Origin of the sequence: Martinezella dioscoreae (genome assembly GCF_009176305.1) — a bacterium.
GTDB classification, from domain to species: domain Bacteria; phylum Pseudomonadota; class Alphaproteobacteria; order Rhizobiales; family Rhizobiaceae; genus Rhizobium; species Rhizobium dioscoreae.
Window position 1 is genome coordinate 716,925 of sequence record NZ_BLAJ01000003.1, and the last position, 18,771, is coordinate 735,695.

The following is an 18,771-nucleotide window of genomic DNA, read 5'->3' on the forward strand; positions in this document are numbered from 1 at the left end:
AACGTGGCATCGCCTGCGCCACCTTTCATTGAATCCGAGGGAGGCCTATCCGCGCAGCGCGTGTCGACATGCCGCTTTCCAGCCGGATATCATCGTTTGACGCGCAGCAAGTACCGCAAGTCAGCCTCGCGCCACCTTCGGCATCGTAGATAGCCGCTATCAGTCCAATGTCGGACGAAGACGGCCGTCTTCTCCAGCGTCCCGGCGATGATGCCGGCACCAGCGGCCATATGTGAGGTTGAGATGTTCAGTTTGCAGGACGCCGGATGGGCGGCGGTTGATCGCCAAGAGCGAACAAGCCTCGACCCCGACGACTGGCAGGCTCTGCGCAGGCAGGGTCACCAGATGCTCGACGACATGTTCGATCATCTCCAGACACTCGGAACAAAGCCGGTCTGGCAACACGCTCCCTCCTCCGCCCGTGCCCTGTTCGATGCGCCGCTGCCGGTCGAAGCCAGCGATCTGGCCGAAGTCCACACCATTTTTCGGGAAAATATCCTCCCCTATGGCAGCGGCAATATTCACCCGGGTTTCATGGGCTGGGTCCAGGGCGGCGGCACGGTTACCGGCATGCTGGCCGAAATGCTCGCCGGCGGGTTGAATGCCAATCTCGGCGGACGCGACCATATGCCGATCGAAGTCGAGCGCCAGATCATCCGCTGGACGCGCGAGATCTTCTCCTTTCCGGAGACGGCAGGCGGTATTTTCCTCACCGGCGCATCGCAGGCCAATTTCGTCGCGGTGCAGATCGCCAGATGCCGGAAGCTCGGCCGCGATGTGCGCGCAACCGGTCTATCCGACGAATCCCGGCTCGTCGCCTATGCATCGAACGAGGTTCATGGCTGTGTTCCCCGCGCGTTCGAAATGTCCGGTATCGGCAGCGCTCAGCTCCGGCGCATTGCCGTCAATAACCTTGGCCAGATCGATATCGGCGCGCTGGAAGAGGCGATCCTTCGCGACAAACGGGAAGGTCTTGTGCCGTTCCTCGTCATCGGCAGTGCGGGAACGGTCAATACCGGTGCCGTCGATGACCTCGCCGGTTTGCGGCATATCGCCGACAGTTACGATCTTCATTTTCACGTCGACGGCGCGCTGGGCGCCCTCGGCGTGTTGAGCCCCGACCTTGCGCATCTGTTCGCAGGGATCGACAGTTGCGATTCGCTCGCTTTCGATTTCCACAAATGGGGCCAGGTGCCATACGATGCCGGCTTCCTGCTCGTGCGCGACAGTGAATGGCAGCGGCAGACCTTTGCCTCGGACGCCGCCTATCTCAGTCGGGCAGCCACCGGGCTTGCAGGCGGAGACTGGTGGCCCTGCGACTACGGTCCGGATCTGTCGCGCGGCTTCAGGGCGCTGAAGACCTGGTTCACGCTGAAAACCTACGGCGTCAAAGCTCTCGGAGACGCCATAAGCGCCAACTGCCGGCTGGCCCGCAGGTTGGCCGAGAGCATCGAACAGGAACCTCGGCTGACATTGCTCGCACCGGTCGCGCTCAATATCGTCTGCTTCGCCTATGTCGGCGAGGATGGAACTGTACCTGCATCCGTCAACTCCCAGATCGTCGAGCGGCTGCACGCCGAAGGCCGCGTCGCTCCATCCCTGACCCATCTGAACGGACAACCGGCAATCCGCGCCGCGATCGTGAACCATCGCACGCGACGGGCGGATATCGACGAGCTCGTTCATAGCGTTTTGACAATCGGCCCCCGACAGGATTTCCCCCAATGCTGATGACCAAAGCCCCAGGCATCGAACCGGCTTCGACCAATATGCCGGACGCCTCCCGAATTCTCGGCATGCAGAGAATCGTCTCGCTCGTCTATGCCGGCCGCGACGTAACGCCGCTATGGAACGAGCTCATGCAGCGTGTGACGGCCGATTCGGCCGATGCGGCCGCACTCATGGACCTGGCGATCATCCTGCAAACGCTCGGCCGCACCGAAGAGGCACGCCAGATCCTGAAGAACGCCGTGCAGCTGCGGCGGGACTTCCGCGTCGTCCACGGCAACGGAACCGGACCGCGCCTCTTGGCCTTCGTCACCGAAGGCGATTTCATGGCCAACACGCCGCTGGATTTTCTGCTGGCGGGCAGCGATTGCGTACTATGGCTGCGCTATGTCGACCTGCAAACCTCTGCACTCATCGGTCTGCCGGAGCATGACGTCGCCTTCATGGCAATCGGAGAGTCAACTGAAAACGCGCCCCTGCTCGCCCATATGCGGGGGCTTCTTGCGAAGTTCGACGGTCTCGTGATGAACCGCAACCCGGAACTGATCGCGAGGCTTACGCGCGACGGAGTGAGCGGAATGCTGGCAAACGAACCGTCGATCCTCTCCCCTACCACCCATCGCGTATCGCGCGACGATCTCGCAGCCGTCGGCGCTGGCACCAAGCAGCTGAAAGACTGCGCCCCAGGCCTGGCCTTCCCGCTGGTCGTGCGCCCGCTCAGCACACATGCCGGTAATGGAATGGAGCGCGTCTCCGATCCGGCTGAACTGGCAGCCTTTCTCGCAGCACAGCCGGCATCCGAGCTTTACGTGGCACCCTTCATCGATTTCCGCGGGGCCGACGGCTATTACAACAAGCAGCGCGTCGTATTCATCGACGGCAAGGCCTTCGCCAGCCACATGGCGCTCTCGGACCACTGGATCGTGCACTATCTGAGTGCCGGGATGGGTCAGAGTGCCGCAAAACGAGCTGTCGAACAGGCATGGATGGAAGATTTCGACTGCGATTTCGCCGTCCGCCACGAAGAGAGTTTTGCAGCACTCTGCCGTCATATCAAACTCGACTATTTCGGCATCGACTGCGCGGAGCTTCCTGACGGTCGTCTGTTGGTATTCGAGCTCGATGTGGCAATGGTGGTCCACAATATGGATGACCCTGTCGTCTATCCCTACAAGCAGGTTGCCATGCGCAAGCTGTTCGATGGCTTCGTCGATGCCATCAGGCGAAGGGCGAATAGTGCGCTTTAGAGCAATTCCAGGAAAAGTGCGCAGCGGTTTTCCGTCCGGAATTGCGAGACAACAAAGAGATAGAGCGGCTCAGAGATTCTGTGAAAAACTGAACCGCTCCAGGCTCGCAGCCGGATTGCGACGTCGCGCAAAACGAAAACCGCGCCTTCCGGAGAAGGCGCGGCAAGGTCGTATCCTGTTTGGCCAACGTGTGCTGGCGCTTCCTATTAACGGAAGAGCGACAGGATCTGCTGGGTCGAGGAGTTGGCGATCGACAGGGACTGAACAGCCAGCTGCTGCTGCGTCTGCAGAGCAGACAGCTTGCTCGATTCTTCTTCCATGTCGGCGTCAACCAGCTTGCCAACGCCCGACTGGATCGAGTCGGAGAGCGAGGAAGCGAAGCTCGTCTGCAGGTCGATACGGCTGGAGATGGAGCCGAGCTTCGAACCCAGGCTGGTGAGCGAGTTCAGAGCGGTCTGAACCATGTTGAGCGCGCTGGAGATCTGGCCGCCCGTCATGTTGGTGATGTCGAGGCTGAAGACCGAAGCGCCGACGGTGCTGTCCTTCGTGCCGAGGATGCCCGAAGCCGTGTCGATCGTGCCGGCTGCATTGGCGCCGAACAGAACGTTGCCGGTTGCGCCGGTGTTGAAGGCGTAGGAGGTCGAGCTGACCGAAACGGTGCCGTTGGTGCCGCGGATGAACGAGGAAACAACCGAAGCCGAGTCGTTGTTTGCGGCCATGACCCAGTTTTCGCCGTTGAACGAAGCGGACTGGGCAACGCTCTGAAGCTGCTGCTGCAGCTGCGTGATTTCTTCCTGAACAGACTTCTTGTCGACCGACGGTTCCATCGCGGTTGCAAGCTTGTCCTTGATCTGGCCGACGACGTCGATCGCGCTGGTGACGGCCGTCGATGCGGTGTCAACCTTGGCAGCGCCGAGGCCGAGAGCGTCGGAAACGGCGCCGATGGCGCTGTTGTCGGACTTCATGCTGGTGGCGATCGACCAGTAGGCAGCGTTGTCGGAAGCCTTGGAGATGCGCAGGCCAGAAGAAACGGCGTTCTGCGTGTCCTGCAGGTTCGAGCCGATGGTACGCAGCGTCTGGAGAGCAGCCATTGCGGCGTTGTTGGTAAGAATGCTCGTCATGATATTTGCCCCTTTGGCAGTGGTTGAATAAGGGACATTCCGGACCTAAAACCGGTAACGGCATTCAGCATCATGCCTATTAACCAAATTCGTTAAGGTTAACTCGCCGCTTCGATGGTCCTAAGAAACAGCAATATAGTTAAGAAAAGCTGAACCGCGTTTGGCCAAAAAATATAAAAAAAACCGCGCCTTAGATAGGCGCGGTTAACTTGTTGTTTAGGATTTTCGACCAACGCGCCGCGTTGGCGCTTCCTATTAACGGAAGAGCGACAGGATCGACTGGGTCGAGGAGTTGGCGATCGACAGGGACTGGATAGCCAGCTGCTGCTGCGTCTGCAGAGCAGACAGCTTGCTGGATTCCTGTTCCATGTCGGCGTCAACCAGCTTGCCAACGCCCGACTGGATCGAGTCGGAGAGCGACGAAGCGAAGCTCGTCTGCAGGTCGATACGGCTGGAGATGGAGCCGAGCTTCGAACCCAGGCTGGTCATGGAGTTCAGAGCAGTCTGAACCATGTTGAGCGCGCTGGAGATCTGGCCGGAAGTCATGCTGCTGATGTCGAGGCTGAAGACCGAAGCGCCGACGGTGCTGTCCTTCGTGCCGAGGATGCCCGAAGCCGTGTCGATCGTGCCGGCTGCATTGGCGCCGAACAGAACGTTGCCGGTTGCGCCGGTGTTGAAGGCGTAGGAGGTCGTGCTGACCGAAACGGTGCCGTTGGTGCCGCGGATGAACGAGGAAACAACCGAAGCCGAGCCGTTGTTTGCAGCCATGACCCAGTTTTCGCCGTTGAACGAAGCCGACTGGGCAACGCTCTGAAGCTGCTGCTGCAGCTGGCCGATTTCTTCCTGAACGGACTTCTTGTCGACCGAGCCTTCCATGGCGGTTGCAAGCTTGTCCTTGATCTGGCCGACGATGTCGATCGCGCTGGTGACGGCCGTCGATGCGGTGTCAACCTTGGCAGCGCCGAGGCCGAGAGCGTCGGAAACGGCGCCGATGGCGCTGTTGTCGGACTTCATGCTCGTGGCGATCGACCAGTAAGCAGCGTTGTCGGAAGCCTTGGAGATGCGCAAGCCGGAAGAAACGGCGTTCTGCGTGTCCTGCAGGTTGCTGCTGATGTTCTGCAGCGTCTGGAGGGCGGCCATTGCGGAATTGTTGGTGATAATGCTGGTCATAGGAGTGTCCCCTGGAAACTGGATACAAAAGGAGGACATACCGGACTGGAAATACCGGCGATGACGGAGCAGCTTCATGCCCCTCGATCCATTTTCCTAGAGGACCAAACCCGTCATGTCGCGAGAAAGTTCGCATCCATTGCTTGCCAATTTCTTAAATCCGGGACCAGTGGACACCGCCTCTCTGGAACGTGGCTAAGAATCCGTAAAGGCAATTTCGACCGGTGCTTCGGTTTCAGGCAAGCTCCGTGAGGGATCATGAAGCGAATCCATGATGCCGGCCCTCGCCCTTCGGCGGGAGCCAGTCAACATATCGCTCGGAGTTCTCGCTCGTGAATACAAAAAATGCCTTTGTGACAGCGTCCGGCTTCTACCAGAAGGGCCAATATACACGCGCACTCGAAACGCTGAACGAGCTGCTGAACATCGACAGATCGCCCAAGACCTATGCGCTGCTGGCAAAGACGCTGCTGAAACTCGGCTTCCGATCGGATGCGGCAAGCGCCTACGAGCTAGCCGGCCGGCAAAAGCCACAGCGCGACGACTATCTTCGGGAAGCTCTGCTGCTGCACGGCGACTGCGGCAACGACGATCAGGCTCTCGCGATCGGAAGTCTGATCCTGCCCCTGGCATTCAAGGATCCGGACCTTGCCTTCGTCCTCAGCCGCATCTTTCTCGCCCGTCAGCAAAAGGATTTGCTGACGGGCTTCAAGACGGTGCTCGTCGAAGGACCGGAACTCAAGCATCGCCAGATGGCCGCAAGGCTGCTGACCGACGATCTCTATGACGAAAGCAACCGGCACATCGTCACAACCCTGTTCAAGAAGCATCCCGACCATGTCATTTTCCGCGCGCTCTACCTGATCTTCGCGCGCGAGGTGTCCGATCTGGCCGCCGTCGAAAAACATATGGCCCCGGTCCTGGCATCGCTTGCACAGGGCAAGCTCGAGCATGTCATTCCGGACAATCCCTTCTTCCATCTCCATTGGTGCGGCGACGAGGCGCTTAACAAGCTCGCGGTCCACGACACCGATCCATTGCCGGCGGGCCATGCGGAAGCCCGCCGCAAGCTGCCGCATACATGGGGCGGCAAGATCCGCATCGGCTATCTCTCCTCCGATTTCTGGCCGGGACACGCGACGATGAAGCTAATGCAGCGCGTCCTCGAGTTGCACGACAAGGATCGGTTCGAAATCACCCTTTTCGACCACTCGGAGACGGCTCACCAGAAAGAGGAGGCTTTCGACTATTCGGCAATGGGGACCACGGTCGACATTCGCGGCCTTTCCAACCAGGCTGCAGCAGAAGCGATCCGCGCCCGTGGAATCGACATTCTCGTCGATCTCAAGGGGCATACAAAGGGAAGTCGCGCTTTTATCCTCAACTACATGCCCGCTCCGATCCATGTCGCCTGGCTGGGCTTTCCCGGCACAACCGTCAACATCGACCTCGACTACATCATCGGCGACCATTACGTCCTGCCGGATCAGTCGAAGGCGCATTTCTACGAAAAATATTGTCGCCTGCCCGAATGCTACCAGCCGAATGATCCGCTCAACCGCCCGAAGCCGCGGCCGACAACGCGTGCGGAGCACGGGCTGCCCGAGGACGCTTTCGTTTACGCTTCCTTCAACGGCAACCGCAAGATCACACCGCAGATGGTCGACGTATGGTGCAATATTCTCAAGCGCAGCAAGAACAGCGTGCTCTGGCTGCTGTGCAACGGCCCTCGCGCGGAGGCCAATATCTGGTCGCGCCTGGAAGCCCGCGGCGTCAACCGCAAGCGGGTCGTCTTTACCAGCCGCATTCGCTACGAGGACCATATCGACCGCCAGCAGCTTGCCGATCTCGGCCTCGATACCTTCCCCGTCAACGGCCATACGACGACCTCGGAACAGCTCTGGGGCGGCCTGCCGGTTCTCACCATCAAGGGCACCAATTTCGCTTCGCGCGTCAGCGAAAGCCTGCTGAATGCCATCGGCCTGCCGGAATTGGTGGCCGACGACGTCCAGGCCTATGAAGACATGGCCGTGCAGCTCGCCGGCCAGCCGGAGCGGATTGCCAAGTTCAAGGAAACGCTAGCGGCCAATCGCTACATCAAGCCGCTCTTCGATGCCGAACGCTTCACGCATCATCTGGAGACGGCCTTTGAGATGATGGCAGCGCGGGCCAAGCAGGGGCTTGCACCCGATCACATGGACGTGCCGGCACTGCCGCCGCGGGCGGAACCGTTCATGGAAGACGACCGGAATTCGGCGGCAATCGCGGCCGAATAAGTTTCAGCGATCATCGGGGCAAGAGCTCCGGTGATCGCCTTCCGCTCATAATATCAGTGGAAAGAGCGGACCAGGCTGCCGACCAGAAGGTTCCAGCCGTCGATCAGCACAAAAAAGAGAATCTTGAACGGCAGAGAGATCGAGGTTGGCGGCAGCATCATCATGCCCATCGCCATGACGATGGTCGAAACGATCAGGTCGATGACCAGAAACGGCAGGACCACAAGGAAACCGATTTCGAAGCCTCGGCGAATTTCCGAGATCATGAAGGCCGGGATCAGCACGCGATAATCGATCTTGTTGTCGACCACCGTCGTCTGGCCGCGTTCCTGTGCGAGGTCGACGAAAAGCTTCAGGTCCTTGTCGCGCGTATTGTTGGACATGAAGGTGCGGAAGGGCTCGGCGATGCGCTGCACTGCGTCCGCTTCCGAAATCTGATTGGCCAGCAGCGGCTGCACGCCATCCTTCCAGGCCTGATCGAAGGTCGGCGACATGACGTAGAAGGTCATGAAAAGGGCGAGGCTCAGCAGGATCATGTTCGACGGCGTCGTCGCAAGGCCCATGCCGGTGCGCAGGATCGAAAAGGCGATGATGAAGCGCGGAAAGCTCGTCACCATGATCAGGATACCCGGCGCGATCGACAGGATCGTCAGAAGCCCGAAGGTACGGATGATCCAGGCGGCAACCGAGCCGTTGACCGGCGCGTTCAGAAGATCGGTCGGAAGCTGCTGCGACAATTGCTGCGCCGCCGCCAGCTCAGGCGACAAGACAGCAATCACGAATATAAATAGAGCAAGTGCTGGTCGACTCATTCGATCACGAAAGTTCTGAAGATAACTTTCGATACTCGTCCTTCCGAGCGCAGGTCAACACGCTCCTGAATGTCATCCCTAAGATATTGCAGGCCCCGTGCACCTTCGATCTGCTGCAAGGAAACCGTGCGGATATAAGCCAGGATATCCTGATGGATCGCCTGGGCGAGCTGTGCGTCCGGCGGCCCCTTGAAAACCAGCGCAAGCTCCAGCCTGATCCAGCTCTGCGAGGGATAAGCGAGATTGGTGGTGATCGGATCGAGCGCAACGATGCCGTTTGCCTGGGCGGCTGCCGCAGCCTGCTTGCTGTCGCCGCCGGCCTTTGCAATCGCCTGCACGGCCGCAGTGGCCTCCTTGATCCGCGGCGCCACCATGGTTCCCAGGACCCAGCCGCCGCCGCCGCCGAGCACGGTCAGCACCAGTAGCCCGACAATCATCATGATCATCGGCGATCCCTTGCCCTTTGCCGGTTCGTCTGCGGCTGCTGCCATATTCCCTATCCGTTCACTGTCAAATCAGAGCGGCGAGAGCAGGTCGACGGCCTGCTGCCCCCTCGGCGGCTGCTGTATTTCCGTCAGGCGGCCACGGCCGCCATAGGAGATGCGCGCCTCGGCGATCTTGTCGTAGGAAATGGTATTCTCGGAGGTGACGTCTTGCGGCCGGACGATGCCGGCGACGTTGAGAATGCGGATTTCCTGGTTCATGCGCACTTCCTGCGAACCGCTGATCATCAGGTTGCCGTTTTCGAGAATGCCCGTTACGACAGCTGCGACCAGAAGGTTGATCTGCTCGGAACGCTGCATCTTGCCTTTGCTGTCGGTGCTGGTGTCAGAGCCTGAAGTCGCGTCAGCATTGGTGCTTGGCTGCCAGCCAAAGATCTTGGCGGTGATGTTCCAGTTCATATCGCTCTTGTTCGTGCGATTGCGATTGGTCTCGTTATCCCAATTCGCCTTGTCATTGATCTGGATCGTAACAGTCAGGATGTCGCCGACATTGAGTGCACGCGCATCCTTGAACAGGGCGGCCTGCGAATCATTCCAGAGCGAATAGCCCTGCGCGACTTGATGGGGCCGCTTCGGATACTGCGACATCTGCGGCGTCTGCGCATATTGCAGGCCGCTGCCGATCGGACTCATGGCAGGCGCCCTGCCGATTTCCTTGAGGGCCTGCGACTGGCAACCGGCGAGGAAGACGACGATTGCGCAGGCGGCCGTAAGACGCGTGTTCATGAGGGGTCCTTCGACTTCGATGTATTCGGGTCGGATGCGCTGGCGATGATATTGGTGATCATGGCCGCCTTCTTCGCATCCATTTCCGCCAGGATCAGGCTCGACTGGCGCGCAGAAAGCTTCATGATGATGGCTGCGGCAGTTACGGTCCTGACATCGTTGAGGCTTGCCGCTGCGGCATCCGGCTTCATGTTCTTGTAGATATCGACCAGGCCGAGATCGGCCGTCTTGAGGAAGTCGTCGCGCTTTTTCAGCCAATCCTCATATTCGGCCTTGCGCTTGTCCATGGTGGCAATGCGCTGATCGACATCCGCCTGCAGCTTTTCCAATTCCTGCTTTTGCAGCAGATAGCGCTGGTCTCGAGCCGGATCGGCGATATTGGTGCAGAACTGGCGGATCTCGTCCTGGCTCGAAGCTGGATCGGCGACCGGCTTCGGCGCCTCTTGCGCCGCGGCCGTCGTCAGCGACAACAGCGCGGCGAGGCTGGCGGTGATCAGCATTTTTCTGGCAATGGCGGTCGAGATCATTGCAATACGAGCTCCGCTTGCAGGGCGCCGGCCGACTTGATGCCTTGCAGGATGGCGATGATGCCGTCCGGCTTGACGCCGATATTGTTGAGGCCGGAGACCAGCGTCTTCAGATCAGGCCCTTCCAGCACGGCCACGCGGCCGCCGCTCTTGGTGGCAGTGATATCGGTCTGATCCTGGATCGCCGTCTGGCCGTCCGAGAAGGGTTCCGGCTGGATCACCTGCGGGTTCTCGCTCACCTGCACGGTCAGCGTTCCGTAGCTGACGGCGACCGGCGAGACGCGGACATCGGCACCAATGACGATCGTTCCGGTGCGCTCGTTGATGACGACCTTGGCCGGCGTATCGGTCTGAACGTTGAGATTTTCGATGTCGGCCATCAGCCGCGTCAGATCCGCCATCTTCGGCTTGGCGATCGTCACCTCCTGTGAATCCTTGGCTTCTGCGATCGGCGCACCGAAACGCGAGGTCGCCCAGGTATTGACCGTATCGGCGATGCGAATCGAGGTGGAGAAGTCCGGATTGCGCAGTTGCAGGACCAGGTTAACGGAATCCTTGAAGCGCGACGGCAGTTCGCGCTCGATGATGGCGCCGCCGGGCACGCGGCCAGCCGTCGTGACACCTTCGGTCACCGTGGCGGCGGCGCCCTGCGCCTGGAAACCGGATACGATGACCGAGCCCTGCGCCACGGCATAGATCTGCCCGTCGGCGCCGCTCAGAGAAGTCATGATCAGCGTGCCGCCGCGCAGCGACGTCGCATCGCCGAGCGAGCTGACCGTCACGTCGATGCGACTGCCCGGGCTTGCAAAGGGCGGCAGGTTCGCCGTCACCATGACGGCGGCGGTGTTCTTGGCGGCAGACTGGCCACCCTGCGTCGAGATGCCGAGGTTCTGCAGCATCGCGCGCATAGACTGTTCGGTGAATGGCGAGGAACGCAGACCGTCGCCGGTCCCCTGGAGACCGACGATCAGGCCGTAGCCGATCAGCTGATTGTCGCGGCCGGATTGCAGCGAGGCAATATCCTTGATGCGCGATTGCATCGCGAGAGCCGGATCGGCCGCGATCAGGCTCGGCAATGCGAACAGGATTGCGAGTAGTTGACGAAGCCGTTTCATTTCGCGACCACGCGGATCGTACCGTTTTGCAGGACCGTGCCGTTGACGATGATGCCGGAGTCCATGTTGCGGGCGCGGACGTTATCGCCGACGGCGCCATCATCCAGCGGCGTGCCGGCCGCCGTGATCGTCATGGTACCCATGCTCATCACCAGACGGACATTGGAGCCGCGCGTTACCGCATAGGGCTGGCGCAGCGCGGAGATGGAAATCGTGCGGCCGGGAAGAAGCGTGCGCTTCGACACCAGACCGGTGACCTCGCGGAGCCGCTTGGCATAGTCGCCGCTCAGGTTTGGATTGGTGACCTCGACCTCCTCGAGCTGGCCGCTGCTGATGATATCGCCCGGATAGATCGTCTCGGTCGGCACCACGGCAGTTCCGAGGCTGGAGCCGTCGGCACTCATTGCGCCGGCCGGCGCAGCCGACGCGAATACGACGGAGAGGCTCGCTGCGGCGAACCATGCCATTGCCAAGCTTTTCATCCGGCGAAACCTCATGTTCGGCCCGTCCCTCTTGCTACTTCAGGTTCTTGCTGACGATCTGCGCCATTTCGTCGGCCGTCGTAATGACCTTCGAATTCATCTCGTAGGCGCGTTGCGCAGTGATCAGATCGGTGATTTCCTTGACCGGATCGACATTCGACGATTCCAGATAGTTTTGCTTCAGATAGGCAAAGCCGTTCTGGTTCGGATCGGAGACGACGGGATCGCCGGAGGCAGGCGTCTGCGTAAAGAGGTTACTGCCCATCGGCTGCAGGCCGGCTTCATTGACGAAATTGGCGATCTGCAGCTGGCCGAGTACAGTCGGCGTGGTCGCCGTGCCGATGATCGCCGACACCTGGCCGGATTGGCTGATGGTGAGGCTGCTGGCATTGTTCGGGATCGTGATGCCAGGCTCCAATACGTTGCCATCGGGGGTGACGATCTGGCCGGTGTCGCTCTTGTTGAAGGAGCCGGCGCGGGTATATGCGGTCGTGCCGTCGGGCATCTGGATCTGGAACCAGCCGCGACCGACGAGGGCTACGTCGAGCTCGTTCTGGGTCTGCGACAGCTCGCCCTGCACCTGGATGTTGCGCACGGCTACGGTCTGAACGCCAAGGCCGATGTTAGCGCCTTCCGGCACGACTGCCTGGTTCGGCCTGTTGGCGATGCCCTTGGCGCGCTCGGTTTGGTAGAGAAGGTCGGAAAACTCGGCGCGCGAGCGCTTGTAACCCGTCGTATTGATGTTCGCGATGTTGTTCGCGATCACTTCGAGATTGGTCTGCTGGGCGTCCATGCCCGTCGCGGCAATTGCGAGCGCTCTCATGCTTTCGTCCTTCGAGCCAGGGCGGAACCTTCGAAACCGCGAAGCGGCCTGCGAACAACTCACGCCAAATCAATTAATTAGAGCGGGAAACCCCGCGCTAGATCTGCATCTTCGTAATATCGAGGAACGCCGAGACCACCTTGTCGCGCAGTGCGATCGCGGTCTGCAGGGTCTGATCGGCCTGCATGACCTTGTCGACGACTTCGCGGGTACTCATCGTGCCCTTGATGCCGGCGAAGGAGGCGTTTTCGGCGTCCTTCAGCGAGTTGATGGAATCCTTCGCGACATTCGACATGACCGACGCGAAGCTCATTCCGGCATCCGCGCCCGCAGCGACGGCCGGCGAGGCATTCAGGGCGCTGGAAGCGGCGGAGGTCAGATCCGTGGCGATGCTGCCGAGGCCGCGGGTCGCCGAAAGAGAGGCTACATTCTTAACCGAGTCGATCATTGGTTCTTCAGCAAATCAATAGTGGAGGAAATGAGATCACGGGCCTGTCTGACCGTCTGCAGATTGGCCTCGTAGGAACGGTTGGCCTCCCGCATATCGGCCATCTCGACGAGAATGTTGACGTTGGGCATCTTGACGTAGCCCTTCTGGTCGGCGGCCGGATTACTGGGATCGTATTCTTCGACGAATTTGCCCGTGTCCTCGCCGAGCTTCTTGACGCCGACCGTGGTGACGCCGTTGGCGCGATCCATCTCGGCGCCGAAGGTCACGGTCTTGCGCCGATAGGGATCGGCACCCGGCGTATCGCCCGTCGAACGGGCGTTGGCGATATTTTCGGAGACAATGCGCAGACGAGTCGATTGAGCCTCCAGGCCGGAGCCCGCAATCTTCAATGCGGCTGATAAAGGGTCCATGACATCTTCACTTCATCTATTGTTTTACGGTCATCAACATCATGCGATGAAAGGAGCCGACGAGAGCGGTGTTCAAGCTGTACTGGCGCTTGATTTCACCGGCCTTGGCGAGCTCGTCTTCCAGGCCGACGGTGTTACCCGACTCCTGGACACCAATTTCCTGATTGAGCGGCGCTTCCTCCACGTTGACGTTGCCGCTCGTGCTGAATTCGCTGCCCGAAAGATGCGCGGGATTGGTCCGGACCATACCAACGTTCTGGTTGTCCAGAACGGCCTGGAACGGCGTGACATCCTTGGCGTGAAACTTCGGCGTATTGGCATTGGCGATATTGCCGGCAACAACCTGCTGACGTACCTGGAGCCACTCGGCTTGCCGCGAGGCCAGGTCAAAGAGCTGAATGGGTTGCATGGGCTTCTCTCCGTTCTTACACTGTGAATCTAGCGGGATAATCTTGCGTGGGACTTGCGAGAAATGCGTTCCTGTAAAGTCTTCGAAGTGCCTGAAATCCAGGCGATTCCGGCTTTTCCTCAATTGTTGCCGTAGACATCGCCCGTCGAGGTGACGATGACCCATTTTCCCTCTCGCTGTTCGATCGAGGCCAACCGGCTGTTGTCGGGCAAAAGCGATCCGACGCGCACGACATACATGCCGGTGTCGTCCTCGATCAGCGCGCGGCCATTGGCGACATGCAGCAGCTGGAAGGCGGACTTGCCGGGGAACGGCTGCTGATCGGCCGGCGGCCCCTTGTCCTCCTCACGGCCGGCATTGCTGACCGTCGCCGTCGTCAGCGGATCGGGAATCAAATCTTTCGGCTCGGAGGGATTCTTGTTCACCATGGCGAGCGGCGACACGCTGACGATGGTGCGGCCAGGCCAGTTCGGAAGATCGCGGGTGCGATCGCCTTCGGCCACCTGAATGCCGAACTTGTCCGGGTTCAGAAAGACGTACCAGGGGAAGAAGGCAGAGGCACCGGCAAGCGCCAGTCCAGTAAAGGCCAGAGCCTTGTCCGTAACGGTTCGCCTTCTCGCCGATTTCGGCGGGGCGACCGGTTCGTCAGCGTCGGATTCTTTCACTTCTGGTCCCTTTTTAGGCATGACATTCGGCGATATCCGGCAGACTGCGGACAAGGAGAAATCGAGGTAGTGCTGTGCCCGACCATCACTTGGCTCTGGCGGGGACACCGCTCGAAGCGTTTCTGAGAGCCGTCGCAAGATCGGTGAAGGCATCCGCCGACGGCTCTTCGCCCGGGGTCTGCTTCAGTATGTCGTAGATGATCGGCACCTGACGCACGGCGATGTCGAGATCGGCGTCGCTGCCCTGGCGATAGCCGCCGATCAGGCGCAGATCGCGCGTTTCCTCGTAGCGGTGCACCAGCGCCTTCAGGCGCGACACAAGCTTTTCCTGGTCGGAAGTCCAGGCCTTGCGGGCAAGACGCGATACGGATGCCAATGGATCGATCGGCGGATAGCGCCCCTCTTCGGCAAGGCTGCGCTGCAGGACGATGTGACCGTCGAGAATGCCACGGGTGGAATCGGCGATCGGATCGTTGTGGTTGTCGCCATCGACGAGAATGGAGATGATCGCGGTGATGGTGCCGGTGCCTTCCGGTCCGGGGCCTGCCCGCTCGAGAAGGCGCGGCAATTCGGTGAAGACGGACGCTGGATATCCGCGTGCGATCGGCGGCTCGCCGGAGGCAGTCGCCACTTCGCGGATGGCATGGGCGAAACGGGTGACGCTGTCGACGATCAGGAGAACGTTGTCGCCCTTGTCGCGGAAATGTTCGGCGATTGTGATGGCCGAAAGCGGCGCCATCTTGCGCAGCATCGGGCTCTCGTCGCTGGTCGCAACGACGGCGACCGACTTCTGCATGTGGGAACCGAGCGTATCCTCGATGAACTCACGCACTTCGCGGCCGCGTTCGCCGACGAGCGCAATCACCACCTTGTCGAAGGCTTCGGCCCTCGCCAGCATCGACAGCAGCGTCGACTTGCCGACGCCGGAGCCGGCAAAGATGCCGAGGCGTTGTCCCAGGCAGAGCGGCGAGAAGATATCGATGGCACGCACGCCGGTCTTGAAACCGGTTTCGACGCGCTTGCGCGTCATCGACGGCGGAGCCGTATTTGAGATTGGGCGTGCTTCCAGACCCGCTGTCAGCGGCCCCAGCCCATCGATCGGCTCGCCGAGCGAGTTGATCGTGCGGCCGCACCAGCTGTCATCGGGTGCGATACGGAAGGCGCCCTTGCGGATGATGGTATCCTGGATGCCGATCGGCTCGCCGGGTTCGATCGGACAGACATAGGTGAGATCCGGTTCGACGCGGACGACCTCGCCGAGGTGGATGCCCGTCTGCGACCGATGCGCAACGAAATCGCCGAGACGCACCTGCCTGGAAAGGCCGGCAACCGTATAGTGTCCGGCAGCGATGGTGCGCACATGACCACCATGGGCCACGGCATTCTCCGCCATCGCATATTGGCCCGTCAGAAGGGCCATATGCGAAAGCTTCGGCGATATTGCGCCCTCCGGCAACCGATCCTCGACCATGACAAGCCCTCTTTACTGGCTGCCGCCGAGGGTCTTGATGGCATCGGTGAGCGTGCCTTCACTGCTGCTGGTGAGCGTGCTGATATTGTCGAAGGCGCGGCTGACCTCGATCAGATTGGTCATTTCCCGCATGCCGTTGACGTTGGAATTTTCGAGATAGCCCTGGGCGATGCCGATGTTTGAGCGGTCGATGACAGCCTGTGGGGTATCGGTCGGCAGGATGCCGCTGTTTTCATAGCGCAGGAAGCCCTTGCTGACATCGGCACTATAGAGACCGATCTGGCCCATGCTGCGGCCGTTCTGCATGATGGTCCCGTTCGACGCGACACTCGGCGGACCACCGGCGGGGTCGAGCTGGATCGGCGCACCGCCAGGATCGAGGACCGGGAAGCCGCGCGTCGAAACCAGCGCGCCGCTTTCAGTCATGGTGAAGCGGCCGTCGCGTGTCAGCACCAGGCCGGCCGGCGTGTTCATGCCGAAATAGGCATCACCCTTGACAGCGAAATCAAAGAGATTGCCGGTGTTCTGAAGTTCGCCATTGTCAGTGGAGAGATAGTCGTTGCCTTGCGAGACGAAGGCGACCTTGGCGTTGAGCTTGTTTTGCGTATTGCTGAGGACCTGATCGAACTTGACCTCGGTACCGCGGAAGCCCGTCGTATTCACGTTGGCCAAATTGTCGGCGATCGTCGTCAGACGCCGCTCGAGCGCCATCTGGGACGACAGCGCGACATAAATACCAGACTGCATTTTCAACGCCCTCCGGACATTGGAGAATAACGGGAAAGGAAACGCCGCCGGCGCTCCTACATTTCGTTAGCGGGGCATGGATGCCCTTACCCGTCATCCTGCAGGGCTTGGCTTGTGCGAAGCTGACAAGGCAAAAAGGATGTTCGGAGACCCATCGAACAGCCTCACGCAAGGCAGGTCCCCTAGTTCATCGTATGAAGCAACGTTCAGGTGTGGACCGACGATGAATATTATTATCGGATTTGTAGTGACCTGCGGCTGCATCATAGGCAGCTTCATGGCTATGGGCGGAGACGTAGGCGCGCTGTTCCAGCCCTTCGAATTTGTCATTATCGCAGGCGCCGGTCTCGGCGGCTTCATCATGGCCAATCCGATGAAGGTGGTGAAGGATTCGGGCAAGGCGCTCGGAGAGGCCTTCCGTCATGCGGTTCCCAAGGAGCGCGACTACCTCGACACGCTCGGCGTGCTCTATGCCCTGATGCGCGATCTGCGCACCAAGTCGCGCAACGAGATCGAAGCCCATATCGACAATCCCGACGAATCGACGATCTTCAAGGCCGCTCCGACGGTTCTGAAGAACAAGGATCTGACCGCCTTCATCTGCGATTATGTCCGCCTCATCATCATCGGCAACGCCCGCTCGCACGAGATCGAGGCGCTGATGGACGAAGAGCTCGACACGATGCAGCACGACAAGATGAAGCCCTATCATTCGATCACGATCATGGGCGATTCCTTCCCGGCGATCGGTATCGTCGCCGCCGTTCTCGGCGTCATCAAGGCGATGAGCCACATCAACGAATCACCGGAAGTGCTCGGCCACCTCATCGGCTCGGCGCTGGTCGGCACCTTCCTCGGCATCATCCTGTCCTATTCCGTTTGCGCACCGCTGGTTTCCCAGATCAAGGTCGTGCGCAACAAGCAGCATCGCCTCTACGTCATCGTGAAGCAGACGCTGCTTGCCTACATGAACGGATCGGTGCCGCAGGTCGCACTCGAATACGGCCGCAAGACCATCTCCTCCTATGAGCGCCCCTCGATCGACGCCGTCGAGCAGGAAATGATGAACCCCGGCGGTGAAAGCAAGGCAGCCTGACGATCATGAGCCAGCAATCCGCGCATAGGGCACAGACGATGGACCGCACCCTTTTTGCCAAGCTCACAGGCAATCTCGGCGATCAGGCGACGCTTGCGAAACTCGGCACCGCCTTCGCCCAGGTCTATGCCGAATTCCTGCCCGACATCATCAAGACCGAGACAGGCCTGGATATCAACGTCGCCTATGACGGCTGCCAGTCCGGCTCGATGAACGAGCTGATCGCCAAGCTGGGCGGCAACCACGCACTGGTCAACGGTTCGCTGCGCAACTGGGCCCCGAACTTCATTCTCGGCTGCGGCGCCGGCTTCATCATGACGCTGATGGAGCATATGCTTGGCGCGCGCGCCGAAGATATGGAAGCGCCGGTCGCGCGCCCGCTTTCGGTGATCGAACTCGATCTTTCCGTCATGGTGTTCGAAAAGATCGCCAAAGTGCTTCGCTCGGCGGTGAATGCTGCCGGCGGTTTCGAGCCCTACCTCGATCCGCCCTACAATATCGAGGATCGCCCGGTTGCCATCGGTGACAACGGTAACGACTTTGCCGCTGCGATCACGATGACGATCTCGCTCGGCAAATCGATTTCCCATATCGTCATCATCATACCGCAACGGGATCTGCTGCGCACCGTCGTCAGCACGCCTCGCGCCAAGAACCCGACCGCCGCTTCCCAGGCATGGTCGGAGCAGCTCAACGAGCAGGTCCGCCGCTCCCAGGTGACGCTTGAGGCGCGAATTCGGCTCGAATCGCTGACGCTCGACACCATTTCCAAGCTTGCGGTCGGCGATATCATTCCTTTCATGGACACGGGCGATGTCCGCGTCGAAGTCAGCGCCAACAGCAAAGACCTTTACATCTGCGAATTCGGCCGCTCTGGCGAAAATTATACGGTGCGCGTCAAGGACAACGTCAATTCCGACGACGAGCTTCTCAGACACTTGATGAATTGATCGGCTGGCGCGTGGCCCCGCACACGGCAGCTTGAGGCAAGT

20 protein-coding genes are annotated in these 18,771 nt (G+C 60.2%); 5 read left to right on the top strand and 15 right to left on the bottom strand.

Annotated elements, in window-relative coordinates; genetic code table 11:
* Nucleotides 1-243: 243 nt before the first annotated feature.
* Entirely contained in the window at nt 244-1,731 is a 1,488-nt protein-coding gene (locus GDN47_RS15330; protein ID WP_113330055.1) for a pyridoxal phosphate-dependent decarboxylase family protein, read from the top strand.
* Nucleotides 1,725-2,975 (top strand): ATP-grasp domain-containing protein, encoded by a 1,251-nt coding sequence (locus tag GDN47_RS15335; RefSeq protein WP_152093711.1) that lies wholly within the window; start codon nt 1,725-1,727, stop codon nt 2,973-2,975. Before GDN47_RS15330 ends, GDN47_RS15335 begins: the two co-directional genes overlap by 7 nt.
* Before the next feature lie 206 nt (nt 2,976-3,181).
* On the opposite strand, the gene GDN47_RS15340 is transcribed toward GDN47_RS15335, so the two are convergent.
* Nucleotides 3,182-4,096 (bottom strand): flagellin N-terminal helical domain-containing protein, encoded by a 915-nt coding sequence (locus GDN47_RS15340; protein ID WP_145633327.1) that lies wholly within the window; start codon nt 4,094-4,096, stop codon nt 3,182-3,184.
* A gap of 255 nt (nt 4,097-4,351) precedes the next feature.
* Entirely contained in the window at nt 4,352-5,266 is a 915-nt protein-coding gene (locus GDN47_RS15345) for a flagellin N-terminal helical domain-containing protein (RefSeq protein ID WP_152093712.1), read from the bottom strand.
* 332 nt (nt 5,267-5,598) lie between these two features.
* On the opposite strand from GDN47_RS15345, the gene GDN47_RS15350 reads away from it, so the two are divergent.
* The gene (locus GDN47_RS15350; RefSeq protein ID WP_152093713.1) at nt 5,599-7,542 is read left to right on the top strand and encodes an O-linked N-acetylglucosamine transferase, SPINDLY family protein; all 1,944 of its coding nucleotides are present in this window, start codon (nt 5,599-5,601) and stop codon (nt 7,540-7,542) included.
* Between the two features lie 53 nt (nt 7,543-7,595).
* Here the strand turns inward: GDN47_RS15350 and fliP are convergent, their stop codons facing one another.
* The 13 genes from fliP to flgF all read right to left on the bottom strand — a co-directional run bounded on the left by fliP (nt 7,596) and on the right by flgF (nt 16,683).
* Nucleotides 7,596-8,354: a flagellar type III secretion system pore protein FliP gene (gene fliP / locus GDN47_RS15355; RefSeq protein ID WP_162748776.1), complete on the bottom strand. Its 759-nt coding sequence runs from the start codon at nt 8,352-8,354 to the stop codon at nt 7,596-7,598.
* On the bottom strand, nt 8,351-8,845 hold the full coding sequence (locus GDN47_RS15360; RefSeq protein ID WP_113332083.1) for a flagellar basal body-associated FliL family protein: 495 nt from the start codon (nt 8,843-8,845) through the stop codon (nt 8,351-8,353). Before GDN47_RS15360 ends, fliP begins: the two co-directional genes overlap by 4 nt.
* Before the next feature lie 24 nt (nt 8,846-8,869).
* On the bottom strand, nt 8,870-9,583 hold the full coding sequence (gene flgH, locus GDN47_RS15365; protein WP_092709116.1) for a flagellar basal body L-ring protein FlgH: 714 nt from the start codon (nt 9,581-9,583) through the stop codon (nt 8,870-8,872).
* Complete coding sequence (locus GDN47_RS15370) at nt 9,580-10,110, bottom strand: MotE family protein (RefSeq protein ID WP_113332082.1); 531 nt, start codon at nt 10,108-10,110, stop codon at nt 9,580-9,582. The genes flgH and GDN47_RS15370 overlap by 4 nt, the downstream gene beginning before the upstream one ends.
* A complete protein-coding gene (locus GDN47_RS15375) occupies nt 10,107-11,225 on the bottom strand; it encodes a flagellar basal body P-ring protein FlgI (protein ID WP_069611314.1) in 1,119 nt (372 codons plus the stop codon). The genes GDN47_RS15370 and GDN47_RS15375 overlap by 4 nt, the downstream gene beginning before the upstream one ends.
* The gene (flgA, locus tag GDN47_RS15380; RefSeq protein ID WP_371865506.1) at nt 11,222-11,707 is read right to left on the bottom strand and encodes a flagellar basal body P-ring formation chaperone FlgA; all 486 of its coding nucleotides are present in this window, start codon (nt 11,705-11,707) and stop codon (nt 11,222-11,224) included. Before flgA ends, GDN47_RS15375 begins: the two co-directional genes overlap by 4 nt.
* Nucleotides 11,708-11,741: 34 nt before the next feature.
* Nucleotides 11,742-12,530: a flagellar basal-body rod protein FlgG gene (gene flgG, locus GDN47_RS15385; RefSeq protein ID WP_092709105.1), complete on the bottom strand. Its 789-nt coding sequence runs from the start codon at nt 12,528-12,530 to the stop codon at nt 11,742-11,744.
* Between the two features lie 97 nt (nt 12,531-12,627).
* On the bottom strand, nt 12,628-12,978 hold the full coding sequence (gene fliE, locus GDN47_RS15390) for a flagellar hook-basal body complex protein FliE (protein ID WP_113332081.1): 351 nt from the start codon (nt 12,976-12,978) through the stop codon (nt 12,628-12,630).
* Nucleotides 12,975-13,391, bottom strand: coding sequence for a flagellar basal body rod protein FlgC (flgC, locus tag GDN47_RS15395; protein ID WP_069611310.1), 417 nt, complete (start codon nt 13,389-13,391; stop codon nt 12,975-12,977). Before flgC ends, fliE begins: the two co-directional genes overlap by 4 nt.
* 16 nt (nt 13,392-13,407) lie before the next feature.
* Nucleotides 13,408-13,800 carry a flagellar basal body rod protein FlgB gene (gene flgB / locus GDN47_RS15400; protein ID WP_069611309.1) on the bottom strand — a complete coding sequence of 131 codons (393 nt, stop codon included), beginning with the start codon at nt 13,798-13,800 and terminating at the stop codon, nt 13,408-13,410.
* A gap of 119 nt (nt 13,801-13,919) precedes the next feature.
* Nucleotides 13,920-14,465, bottom strand: coding sequence for a flagellar protein (locus GDN47_RS15405; RefSeq protein WP_145322454.1), 546 nt, complete (start codon nt 14,463-14,465; stop codon nt 13,920-13,922).
* 85 nt (nt 14,466-14,550) lie between these two features.
* Nucleotides 14,551-15,936: a flagellar protein export ATPase FliI gene (gene fliI, locus GDN47_RS15410; protein ID WP_113332079.1), complete on the bottom strand. Its 1,386-nt coding sequence runs from the start codon at nt 15,934-15,936 to the stop codon at nt 14,551-14,553.
* 12 nt (nt 15,937-15,948) lie between these two features.
* Entirely contained in the window at nt 15,949-16,683 is a 735-nt protein-coding gene (flgF, locus tag GDN47_RS15415; protein ID WP_069611306.1) for a flagellar basal-body rod protein FlgF, read from the bottom strand.
* Nucleotides 16,684-16,906: 223 nt separating this feature from the next.
* Here flgF and motA point away from each other — a divergent pair, with 223 nt between their 5' ends.
* Complete coding sequence (motA, locus tag GDN47_RS15420; RefSeq protein WP_069611305.1) at nt 16,907-17,779, top strand: flagellar motor stator protein MotA; 873 nt, start codon at nt 16,907-16,909, stop codon at nt 17,777-17,779.
* A gap of 2 nt (nt 17,780-17,781) precedes the next feature.
* Nucleotides 17,782-18,729 carry a FliM/FliN family flagellar motor switch protein gene (locus GDN47_RS15425; RefSeq protein WP_371865515.1) on the top strand — a complete coding sequence of 316 codons (948 nt, stop codon included), beginning with the start codon at nt 17,782-17,784 and terminating at the stop codon, nt 18,727-18,729.
* Nucleotides 18,730-18,771: the final 42 nt, after the last annotated feature.